This is a genomic window from Streptomyces sp. NPDC086835 (assembly GCF_044745705.1).
Taxonomy (GTDB): Bacteria; Actinomycetota; Actinomycetes; order Streptomycetales; family Streptomycetaceae; genus Streptomyces.
In genome coordinates this window covers 116,262-139,491 of the sequence record NZ_JBIVAU010000010.1, presented here as the reverse complement: position 1 = coordinate 139,491, position 23,230 = coordinate 116,262, and the positions used below count along the sequence as shown (strand labels likewise).

General features: G+C 70.5%; 18 protein-coding genes, 1 tRNA gene and 1 pseudogene. 5 read left to right on the top strand and 15 right to left on the bottom strand.

Translation table 11 applies throughout. The annotated features are described in order from the left end of the window. Nucleotides 1-468: 468 nt before the first annotated feature. The 7 genes from pheA to ACIPJI_RS28495 form a co-directional block, all read right to left on the bottom strand. Nucleotides 469-1,404, bottom strand: a complete 936-nt coding sequence (pheA, locus tag ACIPJI_RS28525) for a prephenate dehydratase (protein ID WP_159690004.1) — start codon at nt 1,402-1,404, stop codon at nt 469-471. A gap of 32 nt (nt 1,405-1,436) precedes the next feature. Beyond that, nucleotides 1,437-2,702 (bottom strand): iron uptake transporter deferrochelatase/peroxidase subunit, encoded by a 1,266-nt coding sequence (gene efeB / locus ACIPJI_RS28520; RefSeq protein ID WP_356622312.1) that lies wholly within the window; start codon nt 2,700-2,702, stop codon nt 1,437-1,439. A 6-nt stretch (nt 2,703-2,708) separates the two neighbouring features. Then, nucleotides 2,709-4,622, bottom strand: coding sequence for a copper resistance protein CopC (locus ACIPJI_RS28515; RefSeq protein WP_402249661.1), 1,914 nt, complete (start codon nt 4,620-4,622; stop codon nt 2,709-2,711). Between the two features lie 19 nt (nt 4,623-4,641). Beyond that, nucleotides 4,642-5,133, bottom strand: coding sequence for a copper chaperone PCu(A)C (locus ACIPJI_RS28510; RefSeq protein ID WP_356622310.1), 492 nt, complete (start codon nt 5,131-5,133; stop codon nt 4,642-4,644). After that, nucleotides 5,088-5,786 carry an SCO family protein gene (locus tag ACIPJI_RS28505; protein WP_402249659.1) on the bottom strand — a complete coding sequence of 233 codons (699 nt, stop codon included), beginning with the start codon at nt 5,784-5,786 and terminating at the stop codon, nt 5,088-5,090. Before ACIPJI_RS28505 ends, ACIPJI_RS28510 begins: the two co-directional genes overlap by 46 nt. A gap of 36 nt (nt 5,787-5,822) precedes the next feature. Continuing rightward, entirely contained in the window at nt 5,823-6,569 is a 747-nt protein-coding gene (locus tag ACIPJI_RS28500) for a YcnI family protein (RefSeq protein WP_402249657.1), read from the bottom strand. 94 nt (nt 6,570-6,663) lie between these two features. Beyond that, the gene (locus ACIPJI_RS28495; RefSeq protein WP_402249655.1) at nt 6,664-7,446 is read right to left on the bottom strand and encodes a hypothetical protein; all 783 of its coding nucleotides are present in this window, start codon (nt 7,444-7,446) and stop codon (nt 6,664-6,666) included. A gap of 192 nt (nt 7,447-7,638) precedes the next feature. Here ACIPJI_RS28495 and ACIPJI_RS28490 point away from each other — a divergent pair, with 192 nt between their 5' ends. Next, on the top strand, nt 7,639-8,100 hold the full coding sequence (locus ACIPJI_RS28490) for an ATP-binding protein (RefSeq protein ID WP_356622309.1): 462 nt from the start codon (nt 7,639-7,641) through the stop codon (nt 8,098-8,100). 36 nt (nt 8,101-8,136) lie between these two features. Here the strand turns inward: ACIPJI_RS28490 and ACIPJI_RS28485 are convergent, their stop codons facing one another. After that, the gene (locus tag ACIPJI_RS28485; RefSeq protein WP_402249653.1) at nt 8,137-9,624 is read right to left on the bottom strand and encodes an aminopeptidase P family protein; all 1,488 of its coding nucleotides are present in this window, start codon (nt 9,622-9,624) and stop codon (nt 8,137-8,139) included. A gap of 119 nt (nt 9,625-9,743) precedes the next feature. Further along, nucleotides 9,744-11,273, bottom strand: a complete 1,530-nt coding sequence (locus tag ACIPJI_RS28480; protein WP_402249652.1) for a PP2C family protein-serine/threonine phosphatase — start codon at nt 11,271-11,273, stop codon at nt 9,744-9,746. A gap of 508 nt (nt 11,274-11,781) precedes the next feature. On the opposite strand from ACIPJI_RS28480, the gene ACIPJI_RS28475 reads away from it, so the two are divergent. After that, nucleotides 11,782-12,546 carry a bifunctional DNA primase/polymerase gene (locus ACIPJI_RS28475; protein ID WP_307707305.1) on the top strand — a complete coding sequence of 255 codons (765 nt, stop codon included), beginning with the start codon at nt 11,782-11,784 and terminating at the stop codon, nt 12,544-12,546. A gap of 226 nt (nt 12,547-12,772) precedes the next feature. Continuing rightward, nucleotides 12,773-13,408: a hypothetical protein gene (locus ACIPJI_RS28470; RefSeq protein ID WP_402249650.1), complete on the top strand. Its 636-nt coding sequence runs from the start codon at nt 12,773-12,775 to the stop codon at nt 13,406-13,408. A gap of 194 nt (nt 13,409-13,602) precedes the next feature. Here the strand turns inward: ACIPJI_RS28470 and ACIPJI_RS28465 are convergent, their stop codons facing one another. The 3 genes from ACIPJI_RS28465 to ACIPJI_RS28455 form a co-directional block, all read right to left on the bottom strand. Then, nucleotides 13,603-14,595, bottom strand: a complete 993-nt coding sequence (locus ACIPJI_RS28465) for a DUF5926 family protein (RefSeq protein WP_402249648.1) — start codon at nt 14,593-14,595, stop codon at nt 13,603-13,605. A 421-nt stretch (nt 14,596-15,016) separates the two neighbouring features. Continuing rightward, a complete protein-coding gene (locus tag ACIPJI_RS28460; protein WP_189474335.1) occupies nt 15,017-15,574 on the bottom strand; it encodes an ATP-binding protein in 558 nt (185 codons plus the stop codon). Nucleotides 15,575-15,705: 131 nt separating this feature from the next. Continuing rightward, a complete protein-coding gene (locus tag ACIPJI_RS28455; RefSeq protein ID WP_307707302.1) occupies nt 15,706-16,506 on the bottom strand; it encodes a glycerophosphodiester phosphodiesterase in 801 nt (266 codons plus the stop codon). Nucleotides 16,507-16,849: 343 nt separating this feature from the next. On the opposite strand from ACIPJI_RS28455, the gene ACIPJI_RS28450 reads away from it, so the two are divergent. Both ACIPJI_RS28450 and ACIPJI_RS28445 read left to right on the top strand, forming a co-directional pair. Continuing rightward, nucleotides 16,850-18,403 carry a trypsin-like peptidase domain-containing protein gene (locus ACIPJI_RS28450; RefSeq protein WP_402249646.1) on the top strand — a complete coding sequence of 518 codons (1,554 nt, stop codon included), beginning with the start codon at nt 16,850-16,852 and terminating at the stop codon, nt 18,401-18,403. Nucleotides 18,404-18,508: 105 nt separating this feature from the next. Further along, nucleotides 18,509-18,593, top strand: a tRNA-Ser gene (locus ACIPJI_RS28445). Nucleotides 18,594-18,759: 166 nt separating this feature from the next. Here ACIPJI_RS28445 and ACIPJI_RS28440 read toward each other — a convergent pair. From ACIPJI_RS28440 to ACIPJI_RS28430, 3 genes and pseudogenes are all read right to left on the bottom strand, one after another. Further along, a pseudogene (locus tag ACIPJI_RS28440) lies at nt 18,760-19,776 on the bottom strand (MinD/ParA family protein); the annotation flags it as partial. Between the two features lie 414 nt (nt 19,777-20,190). Beyond that, nucleotides 20,191-22,443, bottom strand: a complete 2,253-nt coding sequence (locus ACIPJI_RS28435; RefSeq protein ID WP_402249644.1) for an FhaA domain-containing protein — start codon at nt 22,441-22,443, stop codon at nt 20,191-20,193. A gap of 433 nt (nt 22,444-22,876) precedes the next feature. Further along, on the bottom strand, nt 22,877-23,005 hold the full coding sequence (locus ACIPJI_RS28430) for a hypothetical protein (RefSeq protein ID WP_402249642.1): 129 nt from the start codon (nt 23,003-23,005) through the stop codon (nt 22,877-22,879). Nucleotides 23,006-23,230 lie beyond the last annotated feature (225 nt).

Genomic DNA, 23,230 nt, shown 5'->3' with positions numbered 1-23,230 from the left:
GCGGCAAAAACAAATCCGGCAGCGTCGAGCAAATCGAGGCCCTTTCGTCGAAAGGGTGCATGGGGGTGCTTCCCGCTTCGGCCCCCGGCTCCCGGCGGCTGTGCCGGGAGGGGCTTGTCCACAGGGATGCGCCGGGCCGTAAAGTTATCCACAGCCTGTGTGCGTGATCTGTGGATTACGGAAGTGATCATTCCGGTGGTCGTCTGCGGGACCGAGAATTCCCATCTCAAACCGGCCTCACACACTCATTCGGGTGGGAATTCCTCGCTCCAAAGAGTTGATCAATGGAATTTGGGTGACAGGGGCCGACCTGGCCCTCTGTGGACGGAAGTGCGCGGGTCGGCCGATTTGTCGACCCTGTGGCGTTCTGTTGTCGACTTGTCCCCAGGTCGAGAAGCGCGCCTGTGGACAAGTTCTGTGGACAACGAAAATCTGCAGGTAGGACCAGCCGCCTCAGGGCCTTACGCCTCAGGCGCGGCCGTCCTGGCAGCGTGCCAGCCAGTCCGACGCGGCCGTGAACTCCACGTCCGAAGTGCCGGCCCGCAGCGGCCGTACGTCGTCCGCCGTCACACCGGCCCTCGGATAGGACCCGAGGAAACGCACCTTGGGACAGATCCGCTTCAGTCCCATCAATGCCTCGCCCACCCGCCGGTCCGCGATATGGCCTTCCGCGTCCACCGCGAAGCAGTAGTTCCCGATGCCGGCGCCCGTCGGCCGGGACTGGATCAGCATCAGGTTGACCCCGCGTACCGCGAATTCCTGGAGCAGTTCCAGCAGCGCACCGGGGTGGTCGTCGCCCAGCCAGATGACGACGGACGTCTTGTCGGCACCGGTCGGCGCCGAGGGCCTCGCGGGCCGCCCCACCAGGACGAAGCGCGTCTCCGCGTTCTCCGCGTCGTGGATCTCGCTGACCAGGGGCACCAGCCCGTACGTGGCCGCCGCGAACTCGCCGGCGAAGGCGGCGTCGTAGCGGCCTTCCTGCACCAGCCGGGCGCCGTCCGCGTTCGAGGCGGCCGACTCCCACAACGCGTCGGGGAGGTTGTTGCGCAGCCAGTTCCGCACCTGCGGCTGCGCGACCGGGTGGCCGGTCACCGTCTTCACCTCGGAGAGCTTCGTCCCCGGCCGCACCAGCAGCGCGAAGGCGATGGGCAGCAGCACCTCGCGGTAGATCATCAGCGGCTCGCCCGAGGCCAGCTCGTCGAGCGTGGCGGTGACGCCGCCTTCCACGGAGTTCTCGATCGGTACGAGAGCGGCCGCCGCCTCCCCGGCCCGCACGGCGTCGAGCGCGGCGGGGACGGAGACCATCGGGACGAGTTCCCTGGTCGCGGCTTCCGGGAGAGTACGCAGGGCGGCTTCGGTGAAGGTGCCCTCGGGACCGAGATATGTGAAGCGCGTGGCCGACATACCGTCACCCTAATGGGCCGCGGAACCGCCCATCACGTCTCCAGCAACCGCTGCCCCACGTACTCGCCCTTCTTCGGCGCCGCCGGCACGGCGAACAGTCCGCTCGCCTCGTGCCGGATGAACGCCGAGAGGGCGTCACCCCGGTCCAGCTTGCGCTGCACCGGCACGAAGCCGCGCAGCGGGTCGGCCTGCCAGCAGATGAAGAGGAGCCCGGCATCGGGGGTTCCGTCCGGGCCGAACCCGTCGTGGAAGGAGAAGGGCCGGCGCAGCATCGCGGCTCCGCCGTTCTGCTCCGGTGCGGAGATACGGGCGTGCGCGTTCTCCGGCACGACCAGCTTTCCGTCGGGCCCGGTCTCGTCGAGGGCGAGCTCCGTCGTCTCCGTGCCGCCGGTCAGCGGTGCGCCGTCCGACTTCCGCCGTCCGATGACCTGCTCCTGTTTGTGGAGCGAGAGCTTCTCCCAGTCGTCGAGCAGCATCCGGATGCGGCGCACCACGGCGTACGACCCGCCGTCGAGCCACGGATGGTCGCTGCCGGACGGTACGAAGAGCCGCTGCTCGAAGTCGGGTTCCGACGGCTTGGGATTTCCGGTGCCGTCGACCTGTCCCATCAGGTTGCGGGCGGTCATCGGTCGCGCGGTCGCGCCGGGCGAGCGGTTGAAGCCGTTCATCTGCCAGCGCACCCGGGCCGCCGCACCCGCCGTCTTCTGGATCGCGCGCAGCGCGTGGAAGGCGACGAGAGCGTCGTTGGCCCCGATCTGCACCCAGAGATCGCCGTTGGAACGTCCCGCGTCCAACTGGTCGGAGGAGAACGCCGGCAGCGGGTCGAGACCCGGCGGCCGCTGCGCCACCAGGGCCGTGCGGTCGAAGAAGGAGCGGCCGAATCCGAAGGTGACGGTCAGCGAGGACGGTCCCGCGTCCAGTGCGACGCCCGTGTCACCGTCGCCGGCGGGCCGGCCGGCCATCAGGTCGGCGGCCAGGGCCGACCAGCGCCGCATCAGCGCCGCCGCCTCCTTGCGCCCGGCGCCGGGCGCGAGGTCGAAGGCGACCAGGTGACCGTGCGCCTGCTGTGGTTCGGTGATGCCCGCCTGGTGCGGGCGGTCGTGGAAGGCGACCCCCGTGGACCCGACCGTCGCGAGCGCCGTGGGGCTCTCCTCGGCCGCCGCGTACGCCGCGGCACCGCCCGCCGCGCCCAGCACGAGACCGCTCGCACCGGCGGCGCCCGCCGTGCCGAGCAGTCGTCGTCTGGAGATGCCGTCGTGGCCGGAGGAGGCGCCGCTCGCAGGAGTCAGGGGTGTCACGGTGGTTCAGCCGATCTTGATGTTCTTGTCGATGGTCGTCTGGTCGATGTCCGAGGTCCGCACGGTCACCTTGACCTGCCAGTCGCCCGGCATCGGGATCTGGACGGCGCTCGCGGTCCAGTGTCCCGCGGTGAGGCGGTCCGGGGTGATGGGCAGCGGGCCGATCTCCTTGGCCTTGAGGGTGAAGGAGATCTTCACCTCCGGGGCGTCCAGCGCCTTGCCGTCCGGTGACTCGATCCATACGTGCATGACGTTGGCGCCGGAGAGCGCCGGGTCCAGGCTGAGCCGCACCGTTCCCTTGCCGCTGGGGCCGCCCGTGTCGAACGGCATCCTGATCTCCGTCGGTCCTGCCGGAGCGGCGGGCGCGGCCTGTGCGTTGCCGGCCTTGGCAGTCTCTTCCGTACGGCCCGGCTCGGTGGAGGTGAGCACGGTCGTCACGGCGAGCAGGACCACCGCGACGCCCGTCTCCGCCAGCACGGAACGGCGCAGTCCCGAACGCTCGTGGTCCGCGTCCCGGTTCCGCTTCCGCTCGGCCGTCGCCACAGCGGCCTTCTGCCGGGCGAGCTGGGCCTCGCGCGCGGGATCGGTGGAGGCGCCCGCGGCCTTGTCCTTCTCCGCTGCCTCTTCGGCCTCCGCGGCCTCGGTCCTCTCCTCAACCTCCGCGACCTCGGCGAGCTGCGCCGTCCAGCGCCGGGAGATCCACGCTACGCCGACCATGACGGCGACGAGCCCCACCTTGAACAGCAGCAGTTGCCCGTAGGTCGTCCCGGTCAGCGCCGACCACGAGCCGACCTGCCGCCACGACTGGTACAGCCCGGTCGCGGCCAGCACCACGACGCTGGTGAAAGCGACGGTGGAGAACCGCCGGACCGCGCGGCGTTCGACCGCCGCCGACCGGTAGAGAGCCGTCAGCAGCGTGGCGAGGCCGCCGAGCCAGACGGCGACGGCCAGCAGGTGCAGCACGTCGACGGGCATCGCGACGGCCGACTGGATGCCGGTCGAGGCGTGCTCGGACAGCGCCCAGGTCGCGGCGATCCCGGCGGCGACGACCGTGCCGCCGATGGCGAGTCCGAAGCTCAGGTCCTTCTTCTCGGCCCCGTCCTCGCGCTTCGCGAACGCGCCGAACAGGACGGCCACGAACAGCGCGGCCGCCCCGAGCAGCAGCAGCCGTGAGACGAGAGCCGCCCCGGTCTTGGTCTCGAGAACAGCGGGCAGCGCCCCGAGGTCGAGGACGTCGGCGAGGCTGCCGGAGGCCGTGTAGGGCCCCCGCAGCAGCAGCATGGCGAGGGTGGACGCCGTCATGGCCACCCAACCGTGCACGACCAGGCGCTGCACCGGCCGCACCGCCGCACCGCGCTGCCAGCACAGCAGCACGAAGGCCGCGCCGCCGGCGAGCAGGACGAAACCGGCGTACGCGACGTAGCGTGCAAAGCCGTACAGGAAGCCGACGATCCCGCCGCCTGCCTCCTCTTCCGGCAGCGCGACCGTGGTGCTGGAAGGGGCGCCGATGGAGAAGGTGAAGGCTCCGGAGACCGGATGGCTGTCGGCGGAGACGGCCTTCCAGGCGACGGTGTACGTGCCGTCGGGCAGGCCGGAGTGAAGATCGACACCGTAGGCGACGGTGCCCCCGGTGCCGAGATCGCGCACCTTGGCGGTGTCGGCGCGCTTGCCGCTCGGCTCCAGGACCCGGATCGAGTCGTCGCCCATGGCGATCTGCTCGGAGAAGGTCAGGGTGACCTCCTTGGGCGCGGTGGCCACCACCGCCCCGTCCTTCGGGTTGCTCCCGGTCAGCGCGGCGTGGGCCGCCGCGGGGCTCGCGCCGGCCAGCAGTGCGCCGAGGAGCGTGCCCACCAGCACGGTCACGGCGAGCAGCACCCGGACCGGGAACCGTCCGAAGCGCGGGGCGGTGGCTGTCGTCATCTGATCAGTCCCTCGATGCTCAGTGCTTCTGCGGGTTGTGGGTGGTCTCCTTCACGGGGAGCTCGACCTTGATCGGGTCCGACTTCTCGAAGTGCAGTTCGACGGAGACCTTCTCGCCCTGCTTCGGCTGCTGCTTGAGGGCCATGAACATGATGTGGCTGCCACCACGTTCGAGGTCGAGCTCGCCGCCGGCCGGGATGTCGAAGGACGACACCTCCCGCATCTTCTGGTTCTTCGTCTCGTGGATCGTGACGTCGTCGGAGATGGTGCTGGTGACCGAGGTGAGCTTGTCCGCGCTGCCGCCGTCGTTCTCGACGGTCAGGAACCCGGCGGCCATGTCACCGACCGGCTGCGGCACGAAGCCGCCACTGACCTTCAACTCGGGCCCGCTGTCGGACGAGCAGCCCGCGAGGGCCAGGCCCACGCCCAGCGCGACGGCGACGACGGTGGTACGGACGCGTCGGGTCACGGCTTCTCGCCCTTGATCAGCTTCGGCAGGTCCGCCGCCCATTCGTCCGCCGTGGTGTCCTCGCCGTACAGGACGTAGCCCTGGTCCGTCTTCGGGGAGAAGGCGACGACCTGGGCGCCGTGCATGGACACGACGGTGCCGTTCTTCTCCTTCTTCGGGGCGTCGATGCCGATGCCGATCTGACGCGCGCCCGCCTGGATGGTCGGGAAGTCGCCGGTCAGTCCGATGAAGGACGGGTCGCCCGCGCTGGGCAGCCACTTGGCGAGCTCGGCCGCGGTGTCCCGCTCGGGGTCGGTGGTGACGAAGACGACCTGGAGCTTGTCCTGGTCGGCCTTGGGCAGCTGCTTCCTGGCGATGGAGAGGTTGCTCATCGTCAGGGGGCAGACGTCGGGGCAGTGCGTGTAGCCGAAGTAGATCAGCGTCGGCCGGCCCTTGGTCCGCTCGCGCAGGTCGAACTTCTTGCCGCTGGTGTCGGTCAGCACGAGATCCGGCTTGGTGTACGGCTGCGTGAGCACCGTCGCGGCCTTCGTCTTCGCCTCCGCGGAGACCTGACTGACGGGGCTGTCGTCACCGGAGTCGTTCTGGGTGACGGCGAAGCCCGCCGCCACGGCGAACGCGGCCGTGACGGCGAGCGCCGCGACCAGCGGCGCTCGCCGGCTGCGGCGGGGCTCCCCGTCGCTGTTGGGGTTGTGCATGGGGTTCTCTTTCAAAGCGGTTCGGTACGGGGCCGGTCAGGCCGAGCGGCGGCGTCCGGCGAGCACGCCGAAGGCCACGCCCGCGGCGCCGACGAGAATGCCGACGACACCAAGGATGCGGGCGGTGGAGTCACTGCTGTCGGCGGAGGTGGAAGCGGAGGACGTGGCGTTCTTCTCCTCGTGGTCCGAGGCCTTCGCGTCGTCCCCGGCGGCTGCACCGGTCGCCCCCGCGCCGTGGTGGTCGTCACCGGCGGCCGACAGCTTGAGGACGGGAGCGGGGGCCTCGGGCTCCTCGCCACCCTCCACGGGCTCCTCGATCCAGCGCACGACCTCCTTGTTGTCGTACGTCTGGATGGCCTTGAACACCATCTGGTCGGCGTCCTCGGGCAGCCGGCCGAGGGAGAGCGGGAACTGCTGGAACTGGCCCGGCCCGATCTTGCCGCCGTCGGCGGTCCAGGTGACCTTGGTGACCGCTTCGGTGATCTGCTTGCCGTGCACCTCGAGGGGCTTGTCCAGCTTGGACTTGTCGACGGTGACCTTCCAGCCCTGCACGGGCTGCGGCATCACGGACGACAGGGGGTGCTCGGCCGGCAGGTTGATCTCGACCTTGACGGTCGAGGCGTTGTCGCGCTCGTTCGGCACCTTGACGTTGACGACCGCGTAACCGCCCTTTGCGGCCTCGCCCTGCGGCTGGACGCCGACGTGCGCGAAGGCGGCGCCGGAGAACATCAGCACCGAGGTGGCGGCGACGGCGGACGCGGCGGCGATACGGGAAACGCTCATGACAGAAAGCTCCACGGTGGAGGAGAAGTGAGGTGTGCCGAGCCGCACGGGTGTGCGCGGGCACCGCGGCACCACTCCCGTCGAGCGGGCCGCGTCAGGCGCTGAGGACGAATACGGGCGGCGGCCCGCGCCTGATCACCGTGTGCTGAAGTTCCTGACCCGCACCGGGCAGGGGAGGTCCGTCCACCGGCGCCGCGAGGCCCGGCCCGGCGCCCGGCGTCTGCTGAAGACCGGCCCGCAGGGCGCGCACCAGGGCCAGCGCGGCCCGCAGCGGGCGCAGCCACGCGCTCTGCACGATCTCGTGGGCCGATTCGGCCGACAGCCGGATCAGCCGCGACAGCGCAGCGTCGCCGCGGCGCATCAGCAGTCCGGTCGCGACGGCCGCCAGCAGGTGCCCGAGCACCATGGGCAGCGAGGGCAGCAGTTCCGGCGCGGCCACCGCCTGGGCGGTGTGCGTGTGCGCCGTGTGTGCGGCCGGATCGATGCCCGCCACGGTGACGATGCGGCGGGCTTCCGCGGGGCTCATGGCGGAGGCACCTGCTCCGCACACCAGCTTCGCCGCCAGTCTGATCAGGGCGTCGTCGGCCGTCGGCGCCAGCCGCAGGTGACCCTGGCCGGTGGCGAAGAGCGTGTGCAGGGCGAGCTGCCCTGCTGTGAGCACTCCGGCGATCGCGGGCAGCGAACGCTCCCTGCCGGTGAACGGCAGGACGACGACGAAGACCCCGAGAAGGCCGAGGGCCAGGGTCCACAGGGGGACCGCCCGGCAGGCGGCGAGCACATGTCCCGTTCCGGACAGCACGACGCAGACCGCGGTGAACACCGCGGCCCTCAGCAGCCGCAGACCGGCTCCGGCGCGTGCTTGGCGTATGGACGACATGGCCGGCTCATCATCGCACTGCGGTGCGGGCGGCCGTACGGCAGGTCCGGAAGATCCCCTTTGCCGACATACACCGGTGGGCGCGCAACGCGCATCCGCCGAACGAGGGCCGTCAGCGCGACGAAGCGCTTACGCAGCGTGCCTTGGGGCAATACGTATCGGTATGTCGAGCCGCGGCCAGGAGGCTGGAGCATGAGCATCTGGTGGTCCCTCCATTTGCGGCGCGAGGCTGCGAGCGTGCCGCTCGCACGGCGTCTGTTGCTGGGCACCATGGAGACCGCGGGCGTCGATCCGGACATCTCCTACGACCTGTCGGTCGCGCTGACCGAGGCGTGCGCCAACGCCGTCGAGCACGGCGGCGACCGGGACACCGACGAAGCGTCCAGGGACTACCGCGTGACGGCCTACCTGGACGGCGAGAAGTGCCGCATCGAGGTGGCCGATTCGGGTCCGGGCTTTCCCGTCGGAGGCGCCACCCTGCGTGGCCACAGCGCCGCCCCGGCACCCGACCACGCCGAGAGCGGCCGGGGTCTGTGCCTGATCGAGCAGCTCGCCGACCATGTTCACGTCCGCAACAGGCCCGGGCGCGGCGCCGTGGTCAGCTTCGACAAGATCCTCAAATGGCGGAAGGGCGCGCTGCTCGACGTGTCGTGAGCAGCGCGCCCTCACCCCGGGGCGTGTCCCGGCGGATCAGCCCTGCTGGAGCGAGGCCATCCAGGCCTCGACCTCGTCGGCCTGGCGCGGCAGCGCGGCGGAGAGGTTCCTGTTGCCGTCCTCGGTGACGAGGATGTCGTCCTCGATACGGACGCCGATGCCGCGGTACTCCTCGGGCACGGTCAGGTCGTCGGCCTGGAAGTACAGACCGGGCTCGACCGTCAGGCACATGCCCGGCTCGAGGGTGCCGTCGACGTACGCCTCCGTGCGTGCGGCGGCGCAGTCGTGGACGTCCATGCCGAGCATGTGGCCGGTGCCGTGGAGCGTCCAGCGGCGCTGCAGGCCCAGTTCGATCACCCGCTCGACGGGACCTTCGACCAGGCCCCACTCGACGAGCTTCTCGGCGAGCACCCGCTGTGAGGCGTCGTGGAAGTCGCGGTACTTGGCGCCGGGCCTGACGGCCGCGATACCGGCCTCCTGGGCCTCGTACACGGCGTCGTAGATCTTGCGCTGGATCTCCGTGTACCGGCCGCTGATGGGCAGCGTGCGGGTGACGTCCGCGGTGTAGAGCGTGTGGGTCTCCACGCCGGCGTCGAGCAGCAGCAGGTCGCCGGAGCGGACGGGGCCGTCGTTGCGCACCCAGTGCAGGGTGGTCGCGTGCGGGCCGGCGGCGCAGATGGAGCCGTAGCCGACGTCGTTGCCCTCGACCCGGGCGCGCAGGAAGAACGTGCCCTCGATGTACCGCTCGCTGGTGGCCTGCGCCTTGTCGAGGACCTTGACGACGTCCTCGAAGCCGCGGGCGGTGGAGTCGCACGCCTTCTGCAGCTCGCCGATCTCGAACTCGTCCTTCACGGCGCGGGCTTCCGAGAGGAAGACACGCAGCTCCTCGTCGCGCTCCTTGGTGACCTTGTCGGTCAGCGCGGCCTCGATGGAAGCGTCGTGGCCGCGGACGACCCGTACCGGGCCGGTGGCCTCGCTCAGCTTGCCGGCCAGCTCCCGGACGTCCTCGGCGGGAATGCCCAGCAGCTGCTCGGCCTCCGCGAGGGAGTGGCGGCGGCCGACCCACAGCTCGCCCTGGCCGGACAGCCAGAACTCGCCGTTCTCACGGTTGGAGCGCGGCAGGAGGTAGATGGTGGCGACGTGGCCCTCGCCCCTGGGCTCCAGCACCAGGACGCCGTCCTCGGTCTGGTCGCCGGTCAGGTACGCGTATTCGGTCGAGGCGCGGAAGCTGTACTCGGTGTCGTTCGAGCGGGTCTTCAGGTTGCCCGCGGGGACGACCAGTCGCTCGCCGGGGAAGCGCGCCGAGAGTGCGGCCCGGCGGGCCGCGGTGTGCGCGGCCTGTGCGATGGGCTCGAGACCGTGCAGCTCGGTGTCGGCCCAGCCGGTGGTCATGTTCTCGGCCAGCTCGTCGGACACGCCCGGGTACAGGCCGTTCTTGCGCTGCTTGATCGGCTGCTCCTCGCCCTCCGCGCCTGCTGCGTCCGCAGCAAGATCGGTTTCCGCCGGGGTGAGCTCCTCAGCCACGTCTGCCTCCTGGGCTTGTCGGCCTTGACCGTTACGACACCTTGTCCCCTCCGCCGGGTCGGCGAGGGGACGCTTCCATCGTATGTGTGACCGGAAGAGGCCGGAAAGCATGTGAGGAATCAGTCAAATCGGGCAGCGAGCAGGACGATGTCCTCCCCGTCGCCGGTGCTGTCCGCTCCGTCGGGGAGCACGGCCCCAAGGACGTGGTCCGCGATCGCCGCGGGGTCTTCGCGCAGCGCTCGTGGGACGCCCGCCGCCGCGGAGTGGAGCCGGGTGAAGGCGCGGTCCATGGGGTCGCCGGTGCGCCGCAGCAGTCCGTCCGTGTACAGCAGCACCGTTTCTCCCGGCTGGGTGCGGAGTTCGACGCTCGGCGCCTCCCAGCAGGCGAGCATCCCCAGCGGAGCCGACAGCGACGTCTCCACGAATTCGGTGCGCTGGTCGCCGATCACCAGCGGCGGCGTGTGGCCGGCGCCGGCCAGCACGATCTTCCGCTCGGCGGGTTCGGCGTAGGCGAAGAGCGCGGTCGCCGTGCGCGCGGGCTCGGTGAGACGCAGCAGAAGTTCGAGGTCGGACAGGACCGCGACCGGATCCTCCCCCTCCATCACCGCGTACGCCCGCAGGGAGGCCCGCAGTCTGCCCATCGCGGCGAGCGCGCTGGGGCCGCGGCCGCTGACCGAGCCGACCGCGAGTCCGAGGGCTCCCTCCGGCAGCGGCAGCGCGTCGTACCAGTCACCGCCGCCGCGAGGGCCACTGTGATGCCTGGCGGCGAGCTGGACGCCGGGCACCCGGGGCAGTCTGCTGGGCAGCAACTCCTCGGCGACGGTCGCGACGGTCGCGCGCGCCTGCTCCAGTTCGAGCAGACGGGCCAGGTGTTCGGTGGCTGAGCGCATGTAGAGGCCGACCAGGTGGCACTGGCGCTCGACGGGTGTGGCCGGTTCGTCGTAGAGCCAGACGGCAGCGCCGAGTGTGCCGGAGTCCTCTGTGGCCAGCGGCACTGTGTAACTGGCCGAATAACCGAGGCGGACGGCGACCTCGCGGTGCAGGGGGTGGAGCGAGTCGTCGCCGAGCAGGTCGGGGTGGGCGACGGGTCCGGGGACGCCGGAGCGGCCGCCTTCGAGGATGCGGCCGTACGCCGTCGCGCCGCGCGGGACCGTCTCGATGTGGCCGAGGTCGGAGCGGGTGAGTCCGAGCCCCTTGGCGAGGGCGGGCCCGCGGTCGTCCTCGAGCGGGCTGTCACGGGCGCCGTCCCGGGACGGTTCGAGGACGACCAGGCCGCGGCGGGCACCGACGAGTGCGGCGCCCGCGTCGAGCAGTTCCACGAGGGCGTCGTCGAGGGTGCCGGTTCTGATCAGCCGCTCGGTGAGTTCGTGGAGCGTCGTGAGGTCCGAGACCCAGCCGGCCAGGCGGTCCTGAAGCACCGCTCCGGCCGCGGGGGGTGCGGCGGGGACGGGGGGCAGGGTTGCGGGAGTGTGCGCCGGGGCAGGAACCGTTGAGTCGATTCCAGCCACTTTCGGAAGGTGAGGGGCGCTCATGGCAGCCGGCTTTCCGGCAGGTGCGTTTCGCTCAATAGCATCGCAAACCCCCATGTCATTCTGCGCCGCTATCAGTGCATCCACATCTACACGCACACGTAAGGTGATGTCCAGCACTGTCCCGGTGGGATTGGTGGTGTCCGGGGGATATGGGGGTACCCGTTAACTTGGCCGAAAAATGCACCTGATGGCGGTCGATTGGGGTCGACTGAGGGCGTTCGGCAGGGGGTCCCCCAGGGTGAAGGTCCAGGGGGAAAGCGTCATTGCAAGCGTGCTGGGTACGTAAACGGTGATGACCAGGGGTAGTTGGAAGCGCCCCGGAACCTGGCCGCGGGCCCCGGCGTCCTAACAGCCGGAGGCCGCGCCTCATCCCCGAGTGGCGGGGAAGCAGTACAGCGGGACAGTAAGCGCCAGGCGCGCGCCACCCCTCGCCACACGTTTAATGGACTACAGCCCACGTTCGGCCCTCGGGCGACGATCCTGTCGCCGGCGAAACCGGGGGCCCGCCCATGCCGGCGGCAAGGGGCGATGACGCCGATCAGTACGCGCACTTGTACGCACAGTAATGAGCTGCACACCTGATGTGATGTGGACCCCGGCGTTCAACGGAAAGGAACGAGCGCTCATGCGCGAGATCCTCGGAAGGCGACGCAGGCTCCGGTACCGGCGCAAGAAGGGGCCTGTTCAGCTTGAAGCGGCGCTGACCTTCGCCGTCGAGTGGCAATGGCCCGTGCTCCCCGGTGCAGGACTGAAAACGGCCGGTGGTGACCGGTCGGAGGGCCGCGGCAGAAGCCGTGGCGACCGCGGGTGCGCCTGCCCCGACCCCGAGTGCGTCGTCCCCGGCGCCCACCCCTTCGATCCCGGCCTCCTCGCCGCGACCACCGACGAGCGGATGATCCGCTGGTGGTGGACCAACCGGCCGACCGCCCCGATCATGCTGGCCACCGGTGGCCCGTCCCGGGCCGCGGGCTCCGGCGAGGGCCGCGCGCCCTGTGCCGTGAGCCTGCCCGCGGTGGCCGCATCGCGTGCGCTGTCGGTGCTGGACCGGATGGACATGCGACTCGGACCGGTGGTCGCCACTCCCACCCGCTGGTCGCTGCTGGTGGCCCCCTACACCCTGGAGCAGCTCGGCGAGCTGCTCTTCGTCAAGGACTGCGTGCCCAGTTCACTGCGCTTCCACGGCAGCGGCGGTTATCTGGTGCTGCCCCCTTCGGAGACCGGAACCGGTCAGGTGCGGTGGGAGCGGGCGCCGCTGCCCGGTTCCGCGGCGCCGTGGCTGCCCGACGTCGAGGCGGTCGTGGACGCTCTTGTCGAGGCGAGCGCGAGCAGTGCACCCGGCAGCGGGCTCCATCCGCCGGAGGCGGGAGAGGGCAGCCGGCTCACGTACTGAACACCGGTCCCGGCAGCGCGGTCACGAACGGCCGCGCAGGCAGCCGCAACGGCTGCCGTGTCGGGCCCGGCTCGTCACGGCTGCCGTGTCGGGCCCGGCTCGTCACTCGTACGGGTAACAGGTGGGCCGAGTCGGCAGGGACATGGGCGCGCGGCGGCCGGGGGGCCGCGGTCCGCCGATATCTTCGGGCAGTCGTGTCCGAACCCCCGCAGTCGGCAGGTGGCCCATGAATCTCCGCATGATCGGGCTCGCCGCCGTAGTGGTGACGGCCACGCTGGTACCGATCGTCGCGTCGGCCGGACCGGCGGCAGGGCCGCGGTCGGCGACCGGAACGGGAACCGCCCCCGCCGACGACGCGAAGGGCTCCGGAACGACCGGACCCGGGCTGCTGTCGGGGCTCGAGGCGTCCGAAGGCGACGACATGGGAGCGGTCGGTGGCCGGGACGAGTCTGCCGGGGCCGCGGGAGCGGGGCGCGAAGGGCCTGGCGGCGAGGCTGACGCCGTCCCGCGGACGGACTCCCGATGTGGGCCGGAACTCGCCTCTGCCGACGGCATCGAGGCTCAGACCTGTGTGCTCACCCGGGGCGGCCGGACCTGGGGCCGCACCTATTACCGCAATGCGACCGGTGAGGAATTGACGTCCGTACTCGTTCTGATGGCACCGGGCGGACGCACTGTGCAGACCAACTGCAAGGTCGAGGCCGGCGATGAGCCACGCACTTGCGAAACTCCTCGTGAGCCTTCGGCCGGCAGTGCTTCCGACTACCGGGCGATCGCCGAGTTCGCCGTTCACGACGGAACAGGAGACGGGCCGCTGCTGCTCCGCTCCGGGAGCAACTCCCAAGAGTTCACGGGCCGTTGAGGCGCCGGAGGCGTCCGGGAAATGGAAACGCCCGATCGCTGGCGACGGGGGATGCACCAGCGACCGGGCTTCTAGAACGGTAACAAGAGATCTGCGGTTCGCAAATTCGATCTCTCGTATTCGGACAGGGATTTACCTTCCGAATGAGCGAGTTGTGACAGGTGTCACCCGTTGCGCACGGGTAATCGTCACTCTCAGCTGAGCGTCACCTGGCGGTTCGTGAGACCGCCGCGTGCCCGGCGTTCCTCCGCGGTGAGCGGGGCGTCGCTCTCCAGTGCGGCGGCCAGCCGCTCGGCGAACTCGGCGGCGGGCTTCTCGCACTCCTCGGCGCCCATCGTGGTCGGCAGGTCCCACACCGGAACCATCAGCCCGTGGGCACGGAAGGAGCCCACGAGACGGGTCCCTTCGCCGAGCGACGAGGTGCCCGCCGCGTGCAGCCTCGCCAGCGCGTCGAGCAGCTGCTCCTCGGGGTGCGGCATGACCCAGCGGAGGTGGTTCTTCTCCGGCGTCTCGCACCAGTAGGCGGCGTCGAGGCCCGGCAGCTTCACCGTCGGGATCGCCGCCGCATTGGCGCGTTCCAGGGAGGCGGCGACCTCGGGGGAGGCCTGCTCGGCGGAAGCCGGGACCCAGAACTCGAAACCGGAGTGGACGGTCGGCTGGAAAGCGGCGTCCGGGTCGAGCAGGTCCTGCAGCCGCACGCCCTCGGCCGGGGCGGCGGCGGCGGTGACCGGGGTGCCGGGCTCGGCGGTGAGCGCACGCTGCAGCGTGCCGGCGAGGTCACGGCTGAGGTCACCGGAGGGGGTGTCGTTCTGCAGGCCGAGGAGGACGGAGCCGTCGTCGCGCCGCAGGGCGGGCCATGCCATGGGCAGTACCGTCGCGAGCGTCACGGAGGGCACGCCCTCGGGAAGGCCGCCCTTCAGGGTGAGTTCGACGGTCGCGGCGGGCACCAGCTCGCGCAGGGCCACCCAGTCGCACTCGCCCGGCAGCCCCTCGAAGGGGCGCTGGACCAGCTCGGTCACGGCATGGGACGCCGCCCGGCCATGACATGCCTTGTAGCGGCGGCCGGAGCCGCAGGGGCAGGGCTCGCGGGCTCCCACCACCGGGACCGGCTCGTCGACGCCTGCGGTGCGGGCCCCGTTCCTGAGCTGAGGCTTCGTCGCCTTCGTCTGGGGGCGCTTCTTGGCCATGGTGTGGCTTTCTCCCGATTGCGGCGGTGCTGTGTCGGGCGCGAGCCTAGCCGTACGCCGCCTCCGTGGGGGAGCAGCGGGGCGAGGCGCCCCGGAAGTCCACGCCGCCGAAGTTGCCGAAGCCCCCGATGGCGCTGAGCCCGCCGAAGGCGCCGGTTGCCGGAGTCGCCGGAACCGTTGAAACCACCGGACCCGCCGAAGCCGTCGGACCCCTGCCGGACCTGCCGGACCTGCCGGACCTGCCGGACCTGCCGGACCCCCGCCGGACCCGTCGTAGTCGCTGAAGCCGTCGGCGTTCCCGGAACCGCTGAAGCCGAACCGGCGCGGCGCGTTCGCTCCGGCACCGGCCGTTGGCCTCCCCCGGCTCGACCCGCTCCGAGGCGCGGCCGCGCGGATCGGTCGAAGGCCCCGTGGGCAGACGTCAGTCGAGATCGTCGAAAGCGTCCGCGAAGTCGAACGCCGGACCGCCGACGCGCGTAGCGAAATCCTCGCGGCGGTGCCCTTCCGTGACGATCACCCAGACGGTGACCTCACCGGCCGCACTGTCACGCACTCCCCACTCCTGCGCCAGCGCCGTGATGATGTTGAGCCCGCGGCCGCCTCGTGCGGTGACCGAGGGCGTGGCCGGAACAGGGCGGGTCGGACCGCCTCCGTCCGTCACCTCGACCGTGAGCCGTCCCGCCTTGTCGACTCGCCAAGCGGCCCGTACGTCACCGTCGCCGGCGTCCCCGTTCCCCAACGGCCTGCCGTGCCGGCAGGCGTTGCTGAGCAGCTCGGAAAGGATCAGCACTGCGTCGTCGACGACCGTTTCCGGGACACCACTGCGGTTCAGCTGTTCGCGCATCCTGTGTCGCGCCTCACCCACGCCCGCAGGGCCATGGGGTACGGCCATGCTCGACGACGTGGGCACCTCCTGTGCCACCACAAACGCCACCCCCGAGACCTCCTTTGCCCCACGCCACGGTGTGAATGCCCCAATGGACTGGACCGGAAACCGGCCAAGGGCGGAGCAGTGACGTACTCGACACGATCGCGTACGCGCCGAACGCGCCGGTGCACTCCCTGAGAGGCGGCCCGAATGCCGACGGGCCGAAGACCGGGCGAGCCGGATCAGAGGCGTCCCAGCTGTTCGAGCACCTGCTTGGGACGGTTGGTGATGATGGCCTCCACGCCGAGCCGCGCACAGAGCTCGACGTCCTCCGGCTCGTTGACCGTCCAGACATGGACGGGGTGGCCCGCGCGGTGCAGCCTGGCGACGTAGCCCGGGTGGTTGCGTACGACCCGAATGCCCGGACCGGCGATCCGCGCGCCGGCGGGCAGTCGTCCGTCGCGCATCCGCGGCGTCATGAACTGCATCAGGTACACGGTGGGGAGCGTCGGCGCGGCCGCGGAGATCCGGCTGAGGGAGCGGGCCGAGAAGCTCATGACCCGGACCGCGGAGTCGGTGGGCGACGCCGGCGCGGCCAGCCCGAACCGTCCCAGCAACTGGAGCAGCCGCTCCTCCACCTGTCCCGCCCAGCGTGTGGGGTGCTTGGTCTCGATGGCCAGCTCGACACGGCGTCCCGCGTCGGCCACCAGCTCCAGCAGCCGCTCCAGCGTGAGCACGGAGGTGAGGGACGGGTCCTTCCAGTCAGGGCTCTCCGCCGCGTCCTTCCACGAACCGAAGTCGAGCGCGGCGAGATCCGCGAGCTCCAGGGCCGAGACCGCGCCCCGCCCGTTGGACGTGCGGTTCACCCGGCGGTCGTGGACGCACACCAGATGACCGTCGGCGGTGAGCCGTACATCGCACTCGAGGGCGTCCGCGCCGTCCTCGATCGCCTTCCGGTAGGCGGCCAGGGTGTGCTCGGGGGCGTCTTCGGAGGCGCCGCGGTGCGCGACGACCTGGATGCTGTGCTGCCGTGCTTGGGTCACCGCGTCATGGTGTCATCGTCGCGGGGTAGGCGGCGTGCAGGGTGTCGGACAAGGTCCGGCACCGGTGCGGACGCGGTCAGTGAGGAGAGTCGGTCCGTCGGGGAGGACCCGCGGGGAATGACCCGACGGAACGCCCCGGAGGGCGCCGTGGAAGTGCGCCCTTATTGTCGGAAGTAAAGGATTGCCGGAATACACACAGGTCCTGCTTACAGTGGCCTGACGTGCAGTGGGAAAAGCTGGCCGCGGACACTTGCACAGCGGAAGTCATGACGTGACGTACTGCCGGCCTGTGCGGACCCCGCCGCTCGCCGGAGACCGACGTGGAACCTGAGGAGAAAGAGCTGTGAGCACCGAGAACGAGGGCAACGCGGTCCCTGCCGCCCCGTCCGTACCTCCTGTGCCGGGCGCCGCTCCCGAGGGATCGACGTCTCCCGGGCCCGGAGAGGGGCCGCAGGACGCGGCACCCGGGTCCGCCGGTTCCCCCTCTGCTTCTGTCCCCTCCCATCCCGTGCCGCCCGCCCATGAGCCGACGGCATCGGCGGAGCAGCCCGGCCACGCCCCGCGGCCCGAGCCCGCCGCGGCACCGGTCCCCGGCCACGGCGGGGAGGCACCGGCACCGCCGGCCGCCGCTCCCGCGGGTGCGCAGCACGCCGGCGCGGACTGGCCCCCGCCGCCGCCCACGCTCCCCTCTTACGGAGGCGGCAGCGGCGGCGGACCCGCCTGGGGTGCGCCGGTCCCGGCGCACGAGCCCCGGCGCCGGCGCTCGGGCGGGCTGGCGGCCACCGTGCTCGCTGCGGCACTCGTCGCGGGCGGTGTCGGCGGCGGCATCGGCTACTGGGCGGCCGAGCGCGCCGACGACAGCTCCAGCTCGACCACGGTCTCCGCGGCCAGCCCGCAGGACCTCAAGCGCGACCCGGGCACGGTCGCCGCGGTCGCCGGGAACGCGCTGCCCAGCGTGGTCACCATCGAAGCCAAGTCGGGCGGCGGCGGTATCGAAGGCTCCGAGGGTGAGGGCGAGGGCGGAACGGGCACCGGCTTCGTCTACGACAAGGAAGGCCACATCCTCACCAACAACCACGTGGTCGCCTCCGCCGCAGAGGGCGGCACCCTGTCGGCGATCTTCTCCAACGGCAAGAAGTACGACGCCGAGGTCGTCGGCCGGGCCCAGGGCTACGACGTGGCCGTCCTCAAACTGAAGAACGCCCCCTCCGGCGTCGACCCGCTCCCCCTCGGCGACTCGGAGAAGGTCGCGGTCGGCGACTCGACCATCGCCATCGGCGCTCCCTTCGGGCTGTCGAACACCGTCACCACCGGAATCATCAGCGCCAAGAACCGACCGGTCGCCTCCGGCGACGGGTCCAGCGGCAACAACTCCTACATGAGCGCGCTGCAGACCGACGCGTCCATCAACCCGGGCAACTCCGGCGGCCCCCTGCTGGACTCGCGCGGCGCTGTCATCGGCATCAATTCGGCCATCCAGTCTGCGGGCAACGGCGGCTTCGGCCAGAGCCAGGCCGGCTCCATCGGCCTCGGGTTCGCCATCCCGATCAATCAGGCCAAGACGGTCGCCGAGCAGCTGATCAAGACGGGCCAGCCGGTCTACCCGGTGATCGGCGCGACGATCGACATGTCGGACCAGGGCTCCGGCGCCCGGATCACCGATGAGGGCTCCGGTGGCACCCCGGCGGTGACTCCGGACGGACCGGCGGCGAAGGCCGGGCTCAAGCCGGGCGACGTCATCACCACGTTCAACGGCAAGTCGATCGACAGCGGCCCCAGCCTGATCAGCGAGATCTGGACCAAGAAGCCGGGCGAGAAGGTCACGATGACCTACGAACGCGACGGAGAGACCCACAAGGTGGAGCTCGTTCTCGGCGAACGCAAGGGCGACAGCTGACCCCGCTCGGCCCGAACCCTCCCCCCGTCCCCGGAACGCTGCTGCGCCCGGTGACGCGGGCCCGGTAGTCTGTAGCCCGCTCCGCAGCAGGTGAGGCGGGGCGTGGGTGGGTTGCCCGAGCGGCCTAAGGGAACGGTCTTGAAAACCGTCGTGGCGCGAGTCACCGTGGGTTCAAATCCCACACCCACCGCAGCAGGTCAGAATGCGCTGATCAGAAGGGGTGTCCCGTTTCCGGGGCACCCCTTCGTCATGGGGCCTGTCTCACCTTGAACCGCGCCTGTACCGCGTCGGCTCATGGTGCGTGGACCAGTGGTGGACCTCACCAGGACGGTTCGCCGCGTAGCAGGAGAGCGTCGTCAGCAACTCGCGTTCCACGGGGTGGGGGTGGCCCAGCCGGCGGTGGGCCGGGTGCGGGCGAAGTCCGCAGCGACGAGCGCGGCCAGGTTGACGTAGGCGTCGCGGGTCCGTGCCTTCATCTGTGCCAGTTCCACTTCGGCGCCCGCGGCGAGGTGCTTGTCGAAGGGGGTGACCACCACGCCACGGCAGCGGTCACGGAAGTGGGCCACGACGTCGTCCACCTTGAACCGGGACCGGCGGGTCTCGGCCACCACCGTGATGCTGCGCCGGACGAGGTCCGCGTAGCCCTGAACCGTGAGCCAGTCCAGGGCGGTGCCGGCAGCAACCGCACCGTCTTCACCGGACGCGACGACGATCAGTTGATCCGCGAGGTCCAGGACACCGCGCATGGTGCTGTGCAGCAGTCCTATGGCGGAGTCGGTGAGGATGATCGGGTAATGCTGACCGAGGCAGCCCACGACCCGTCGGTAGTCCTCGTCGTTGAATGCCGTCGAAATGGCGGGGTCGACGTCGTTGGCAAGAATCTCCAGGCCGCTCGAAGACTGCGACGTGTAGCGCCGCACGGCCATGTAGTTGGTGAGACTCGGGATGTCGGCCACCAGGTCACGGATGGTTGCCCCGGTCTCGCGGCGCGCACGGCGGCTGAGGGTGCCGGCGTCCGGGTTGGCGTCGATGGCAACGACCCGGTCCTGGCGCTCCGTGGCGAGCGTCGCACCCAAGGCGGTCGTGGTGGTGGTCTTGCCCACTCCGCCCTTGAGGCTGATGACGGCGATCTTGTAGCACTCCATCACCGGAGTACGGAGAACGGCGAGTTGCTGCCGACGCTTGTCTTCAGCTGCCCTGCCGCCGATACGCAGCATCTTGAGACCGCGACGGACGCCGCGTTTGTTGCACAGCAAACGGTCGGAGGAGAGCTCGATGGCGGCGCTGTGTCCCAGCCCACCACTACGCCCGTCGCGTGCCGTCCACTCCGCGGGAGCACAGGACAGCGGCGGGCGTGGGGGGTACGGCGGCCGGGTGCTGCTCTGGACCCCTCTTGATGTGTCGGTCCGGGTCGTGCCCGCTGCAAACCGGTCCAATGGCGTGTGGTCAGACGCACAGGAGGTCTCGAGGTCCTTGCCGGGTACAGGGTCTCCGACGGTGATGCCGCCGTCATTCGTCATACCGTGCACTCCCTATGCCGAGGGGGAGGGTTCGTCAGGGAAGAGGCGGCGAGGGCGGTCGGCCGCACACTCCTGGGGGTGGGCGGGCCCTGCGCGTGCATGGGCCGCCCGGGGCTGCCGGGCGAGCTTCAGGCAGCTGTCACCCGTGGTTGCCGTTGCTTGGCCGCCGGGCAGCCCATGACAGCCCCGACCGTGAGGCACCTACGCTCATCCGGAGTAACGCCCCGGCAGCCCGGCAGCCCGGCAACCTCTTCCGAGTCCCGTGGTTCACCCCCAGGCAGGAGCGGCGAACATGCTGGCCGTGTTGTAGCCGGGGCGGGTGGTGGTGGCCCAGCCGGCGGCGGGCTGGGTACGGGCGAAGTCCGCAGCGACGAGCGCGGCCAGGTTGAAGTAGGCCTCGCGGGTCTGTGCCTTCATCTGTGCCAGTTCCACTTCGGCGCCCGCGGCGAGGTGCTCGTCGAAGGGGGTCACCACCACGCCACGGCAGCGGGCACGGAAGTGGGCCACCACCTCGTTCAGTTTGACCATCTTGCTGGTCTTGCGCGTCTCGGACACGACGGTGATGCTGCGCTGGACAAGGTCGGCGTAACCCTGTGCATTGAGCCAGTCCATCGTGGTGCTGGCGCTGGTCGCGCCGTCCACGCTGGACGTGGCGACGATGATCAGTTGGTCGGCGAGGTCCAGGACACCGCGCATGGCGCTGTGCAGCAGGCCGGTGCCGGAGTCGGTGAGGATGATCGGGTAATGCTGACCGAGGCAGCCCACGACCCGTCGGTAGTCCTCGTCGTTGAATGCCGTCGAAATGGCGGGGTCGACGTCGTTGGCAAGAATCTCCAGGCCGCTCGAGGACTGCGACGTGTAGCGCCGCACGGCCATGTAGTTGGTGAGACTCGGGATGTCGGCCACCAGGTCACGGATGGTTGCCCCGGTCTCGCGGCGCGCACGGCGGCTGAGGGTGCCGGCGTCCGGGTTCGCGTCGATGGCAACGACCCGGTCCTGGCGCTCCGTGGCGAGCGTCGCACCCAAGGCGGTCGTGGTGGTGGTCTTGCCCACTCCGCCCTTGAGGCTGATGACGGCGATCTTGTAGCACTCCATCACCGGGGCGCGCAGGAGGGCCAGCTTCTGCTCACGCTCCCGCTCTGCTGCCCTGCCGCCGATACGCAGCATCTTCAGGCCTCGACGGGCGCCGGGCTTGTTGCGCAGAAGGCGGTCGGAGGAGAGCTCGGCGGCTGAGCTCTGCCCCAGCGCCCCGCTGCGCCCGTCCCCTGGCGTCCACTCCGCGGGAGCATAGGACAGCGCGGGGCGGGGGTGGCGCGGCGGCCGGGCGACGGCGGGGGACAGTTGTTCTGCCCTGATGTAGGGGCGTGCGAGAGGCGTGAGGCCGTCGTCCATGGGACGTCGGACGGGGTTCTGCGGCGGCTGGGGCATGCCCGCGTCAGTGGGCACAGTGCCGTTCTGGAGTTCTGGGGCGCTGGCCGTCCGGGTGCTTGCGGCATGCCCGTCCAGTGGTGTCTGGTCCGGTGAGTCGGCGTACTCATGGGCCCTGCCGGATCCGGCATCGCCGACGTTGATGTCACGGTCGTTGGTCATGCTGTGCAGTCCATTCGCTGAATTGGAAGGCGTTTCAGGCAAGGAGTCGGCGTGGTCACGGCGGAACTCCGTCGTCACCGGTCTACCGTGCTTCTCGGTGCTGTGACGTGAGACTCCTTTGTCGGGGGAGTCGGTGAAATCCGCCACCTGGAGCGTTGATCGGCCCGCAGGAGCGCTCTCTTGCTGTGTCTTGGGAGCACCATCCGGGTTATCCGTTCCAATCGGGCGGTCTGCTCTGCCGCCTGTCGGGCCGTTCGGCAGAGGGCCGCCAGATCCGATACTCAGGGCCGGTGCTGCCCGCCCGGACCGGCGCAGCGCGGAAACACCAGCGCCTTTCGTTTCCGATCCGACGAGGCTTTGGAGCGGATTCGGCGTGGCGGGAGCGCGGGGATCGGCGCGGACCAGCATGCCGTTTTCCCCGACGCACAGGTTGAGGGCTATGAACTGGTCCGCCGTCAGCACCTGCTTGTCCCCGATCAGTGCCCGCACGGCAGGCTGTCCGGCCGGACCATGGCGTCGCCCTGCCGGATGACCGTGCGCATCCCCCAAGGCCTCGGGCGGGACCTCGATCCGGCTCCGTACTCGGTAGAGCCCGGCATCAAGGTCGTCCGCGCGCTGCAGCTGAACCTTCAGGGGGCCCACGAATGAGTAGCGCTGCGCTTCGGCGTACTCGCGCACCTTCTCGACCAGCTCTTCACCGAGCATCACCAGGCAAGGGCCGTGCAGTTCGTGGTCGGTCGGATTGAGCTCGACCACGAAATGGTTGGGTGTTACAGTGCGGTCGCGATCCCAGATCCTGGCATTGATGTCACACTCGCGCCGCAGCGCACCGATGAACTCCAAAGGCTGCACGGCAGACTTGAAAACCTTGGCGAAGGCGCCGTTGACCAAGGCCTCGAAGCGCTGTTCCAACTTGTTCAGCGTCCCCACTGCAAGCCTCCGCTACCCATCGCCCATGCCGCCATGAGAGTGAATTGAAGTTTTCAGTAGTGGATACCTAGCCACTGTCTGACCATTTCTATGGTGTGTCGCCCTCAATTCACCTGATCGTCGGCAGAGCTGCCTCTGCCGGCCGGGACCACGGCTCTCGACGAAGGGTTGTGCAGCCCTTGGACGGGCTGTTTCGCGGGGGCCTGGGATGCCCGGCCGCGTCGGGCGCGAACACTGCGTCATCCGCCACCAGGCCGAGGGGCACGCCGGCTGAGCCGCCAGGACCGGCCCCTCCAGGGGGACTGCCCTGTCCGGGCCTCCACGTGGCGTCAGTCGGTCGACCTGAAGCTCCCGTGGCTTGACGACGCGGAAGGGGGCCTTGATAGCCGCCGTGAGCTGTTGCGTGTACCAGTCGGTTCGTCCGTGGTGGCGATCAGCGGGTGGTGGCCGCGTCCATCGGTTCCTGCCTGCCCAGGTTGCGCGGGAGTCGTTGGGCGACCGCCTCGGCGGGGGCATCGATGATGATCTCGACCCCGCCCTTCCAGCCGTCGGCCAAGTCCACCTCTCGGCCGGGACCCCTCGTCGAGCAGGCCAGGGGGCCACTCGGACACGCTGCGGGCGGGGGACAAGCCTGCCCGAGTAGCAGGAAGTAGCAGGTCAGAGGGTGGGGGGCCGGGTGGGGGGCGCCCCCCCCGCGGTGACCCTGGCGACGGAAGCGGGACAGCGACCCCCCGCGCCCCCCCAAATGCCGGGCCCGCCCCCGGGCCCGGGGTCCGCCGGTCGGCGT

Excerpts from the sequence above, each read along its gene's own strand:
- pheA (WP_159690004.1), bottom strand. The coding sequence starts at position 1,404 with ATGTCGGCCACGCGCTTCACATATCTCGGTCCCGAGGGCACCTTCACC.
- ACIPJI_RS28515 (WP_402249661.1), bottom strand. The coding sequence starts at position 4,622 with ATGACGACAGCCACCGCCCCGCGCTTCGGACGGTTCCCGGTCCGGGTG.
- ACIPJI_RS28510 (WP_356622310.1), bottom strand. The coding sequence starts at position 5,133 with ATGGGCGGCGGACCTGCCGAAGCTGATCAAGGGCGAGAAGCCGTGACC.
- ACIPJI_RS28505 (WP_402249659.1), bottom strand. The coding sequence starts at position 5,786 with ATGCACAACCCCAACAGCGACGGGGAGCCCCGCCGCAGCCGGCGAGCG.
- ACIPJI_RS28500 (WP_402249657.1), bottom strand. The coding sequence starts at position 6,569 with ATGAGCGTTTCCCGTATCGCCGCCGCGTCCGCCGTCGCCGCCACCTCG.
- ACIPJI_RS28495 (WP_402249655.1), bottom strand. The coding sequence starts at position 7,446 with ATGTCGTCCATACGCCAAGCACGCGCCGGAGCCGGTCTGCGGCTGCTG.
- ACIPJI_RS28490 (WP_356622309.1), top strand. The coding sequence starts at position 7,639 with ATGAGCATCTGGTGGTCCCTCCATTTGCGGCGCGAGGCTGCGAGCGTG.
- ACIPJI_RS28475 (WP_307707305.1), top strand. The coding sequence starts at position 11,782 with ATGCGCGAGATCCTCGGAAGGCGACGCAGGCTCCGGTACCGGCGCAAG.
- ACIPJI_RS28470 (WP_402249650.1), top strand. The coding sequence starts at position 12,773 with ATGAATCTCCGCATGATCGGGCTCGCCGCCGTAGTGGTGACGGCCACG.
- ACIPJI_RS28465 (WP_402249648.1), bottom strand. The coding sequence starts at position 14,595 with ATGGCCAAGAAGCGCCCCCAGACGAAGGCGACGAAGCCTCAGCTCAGG.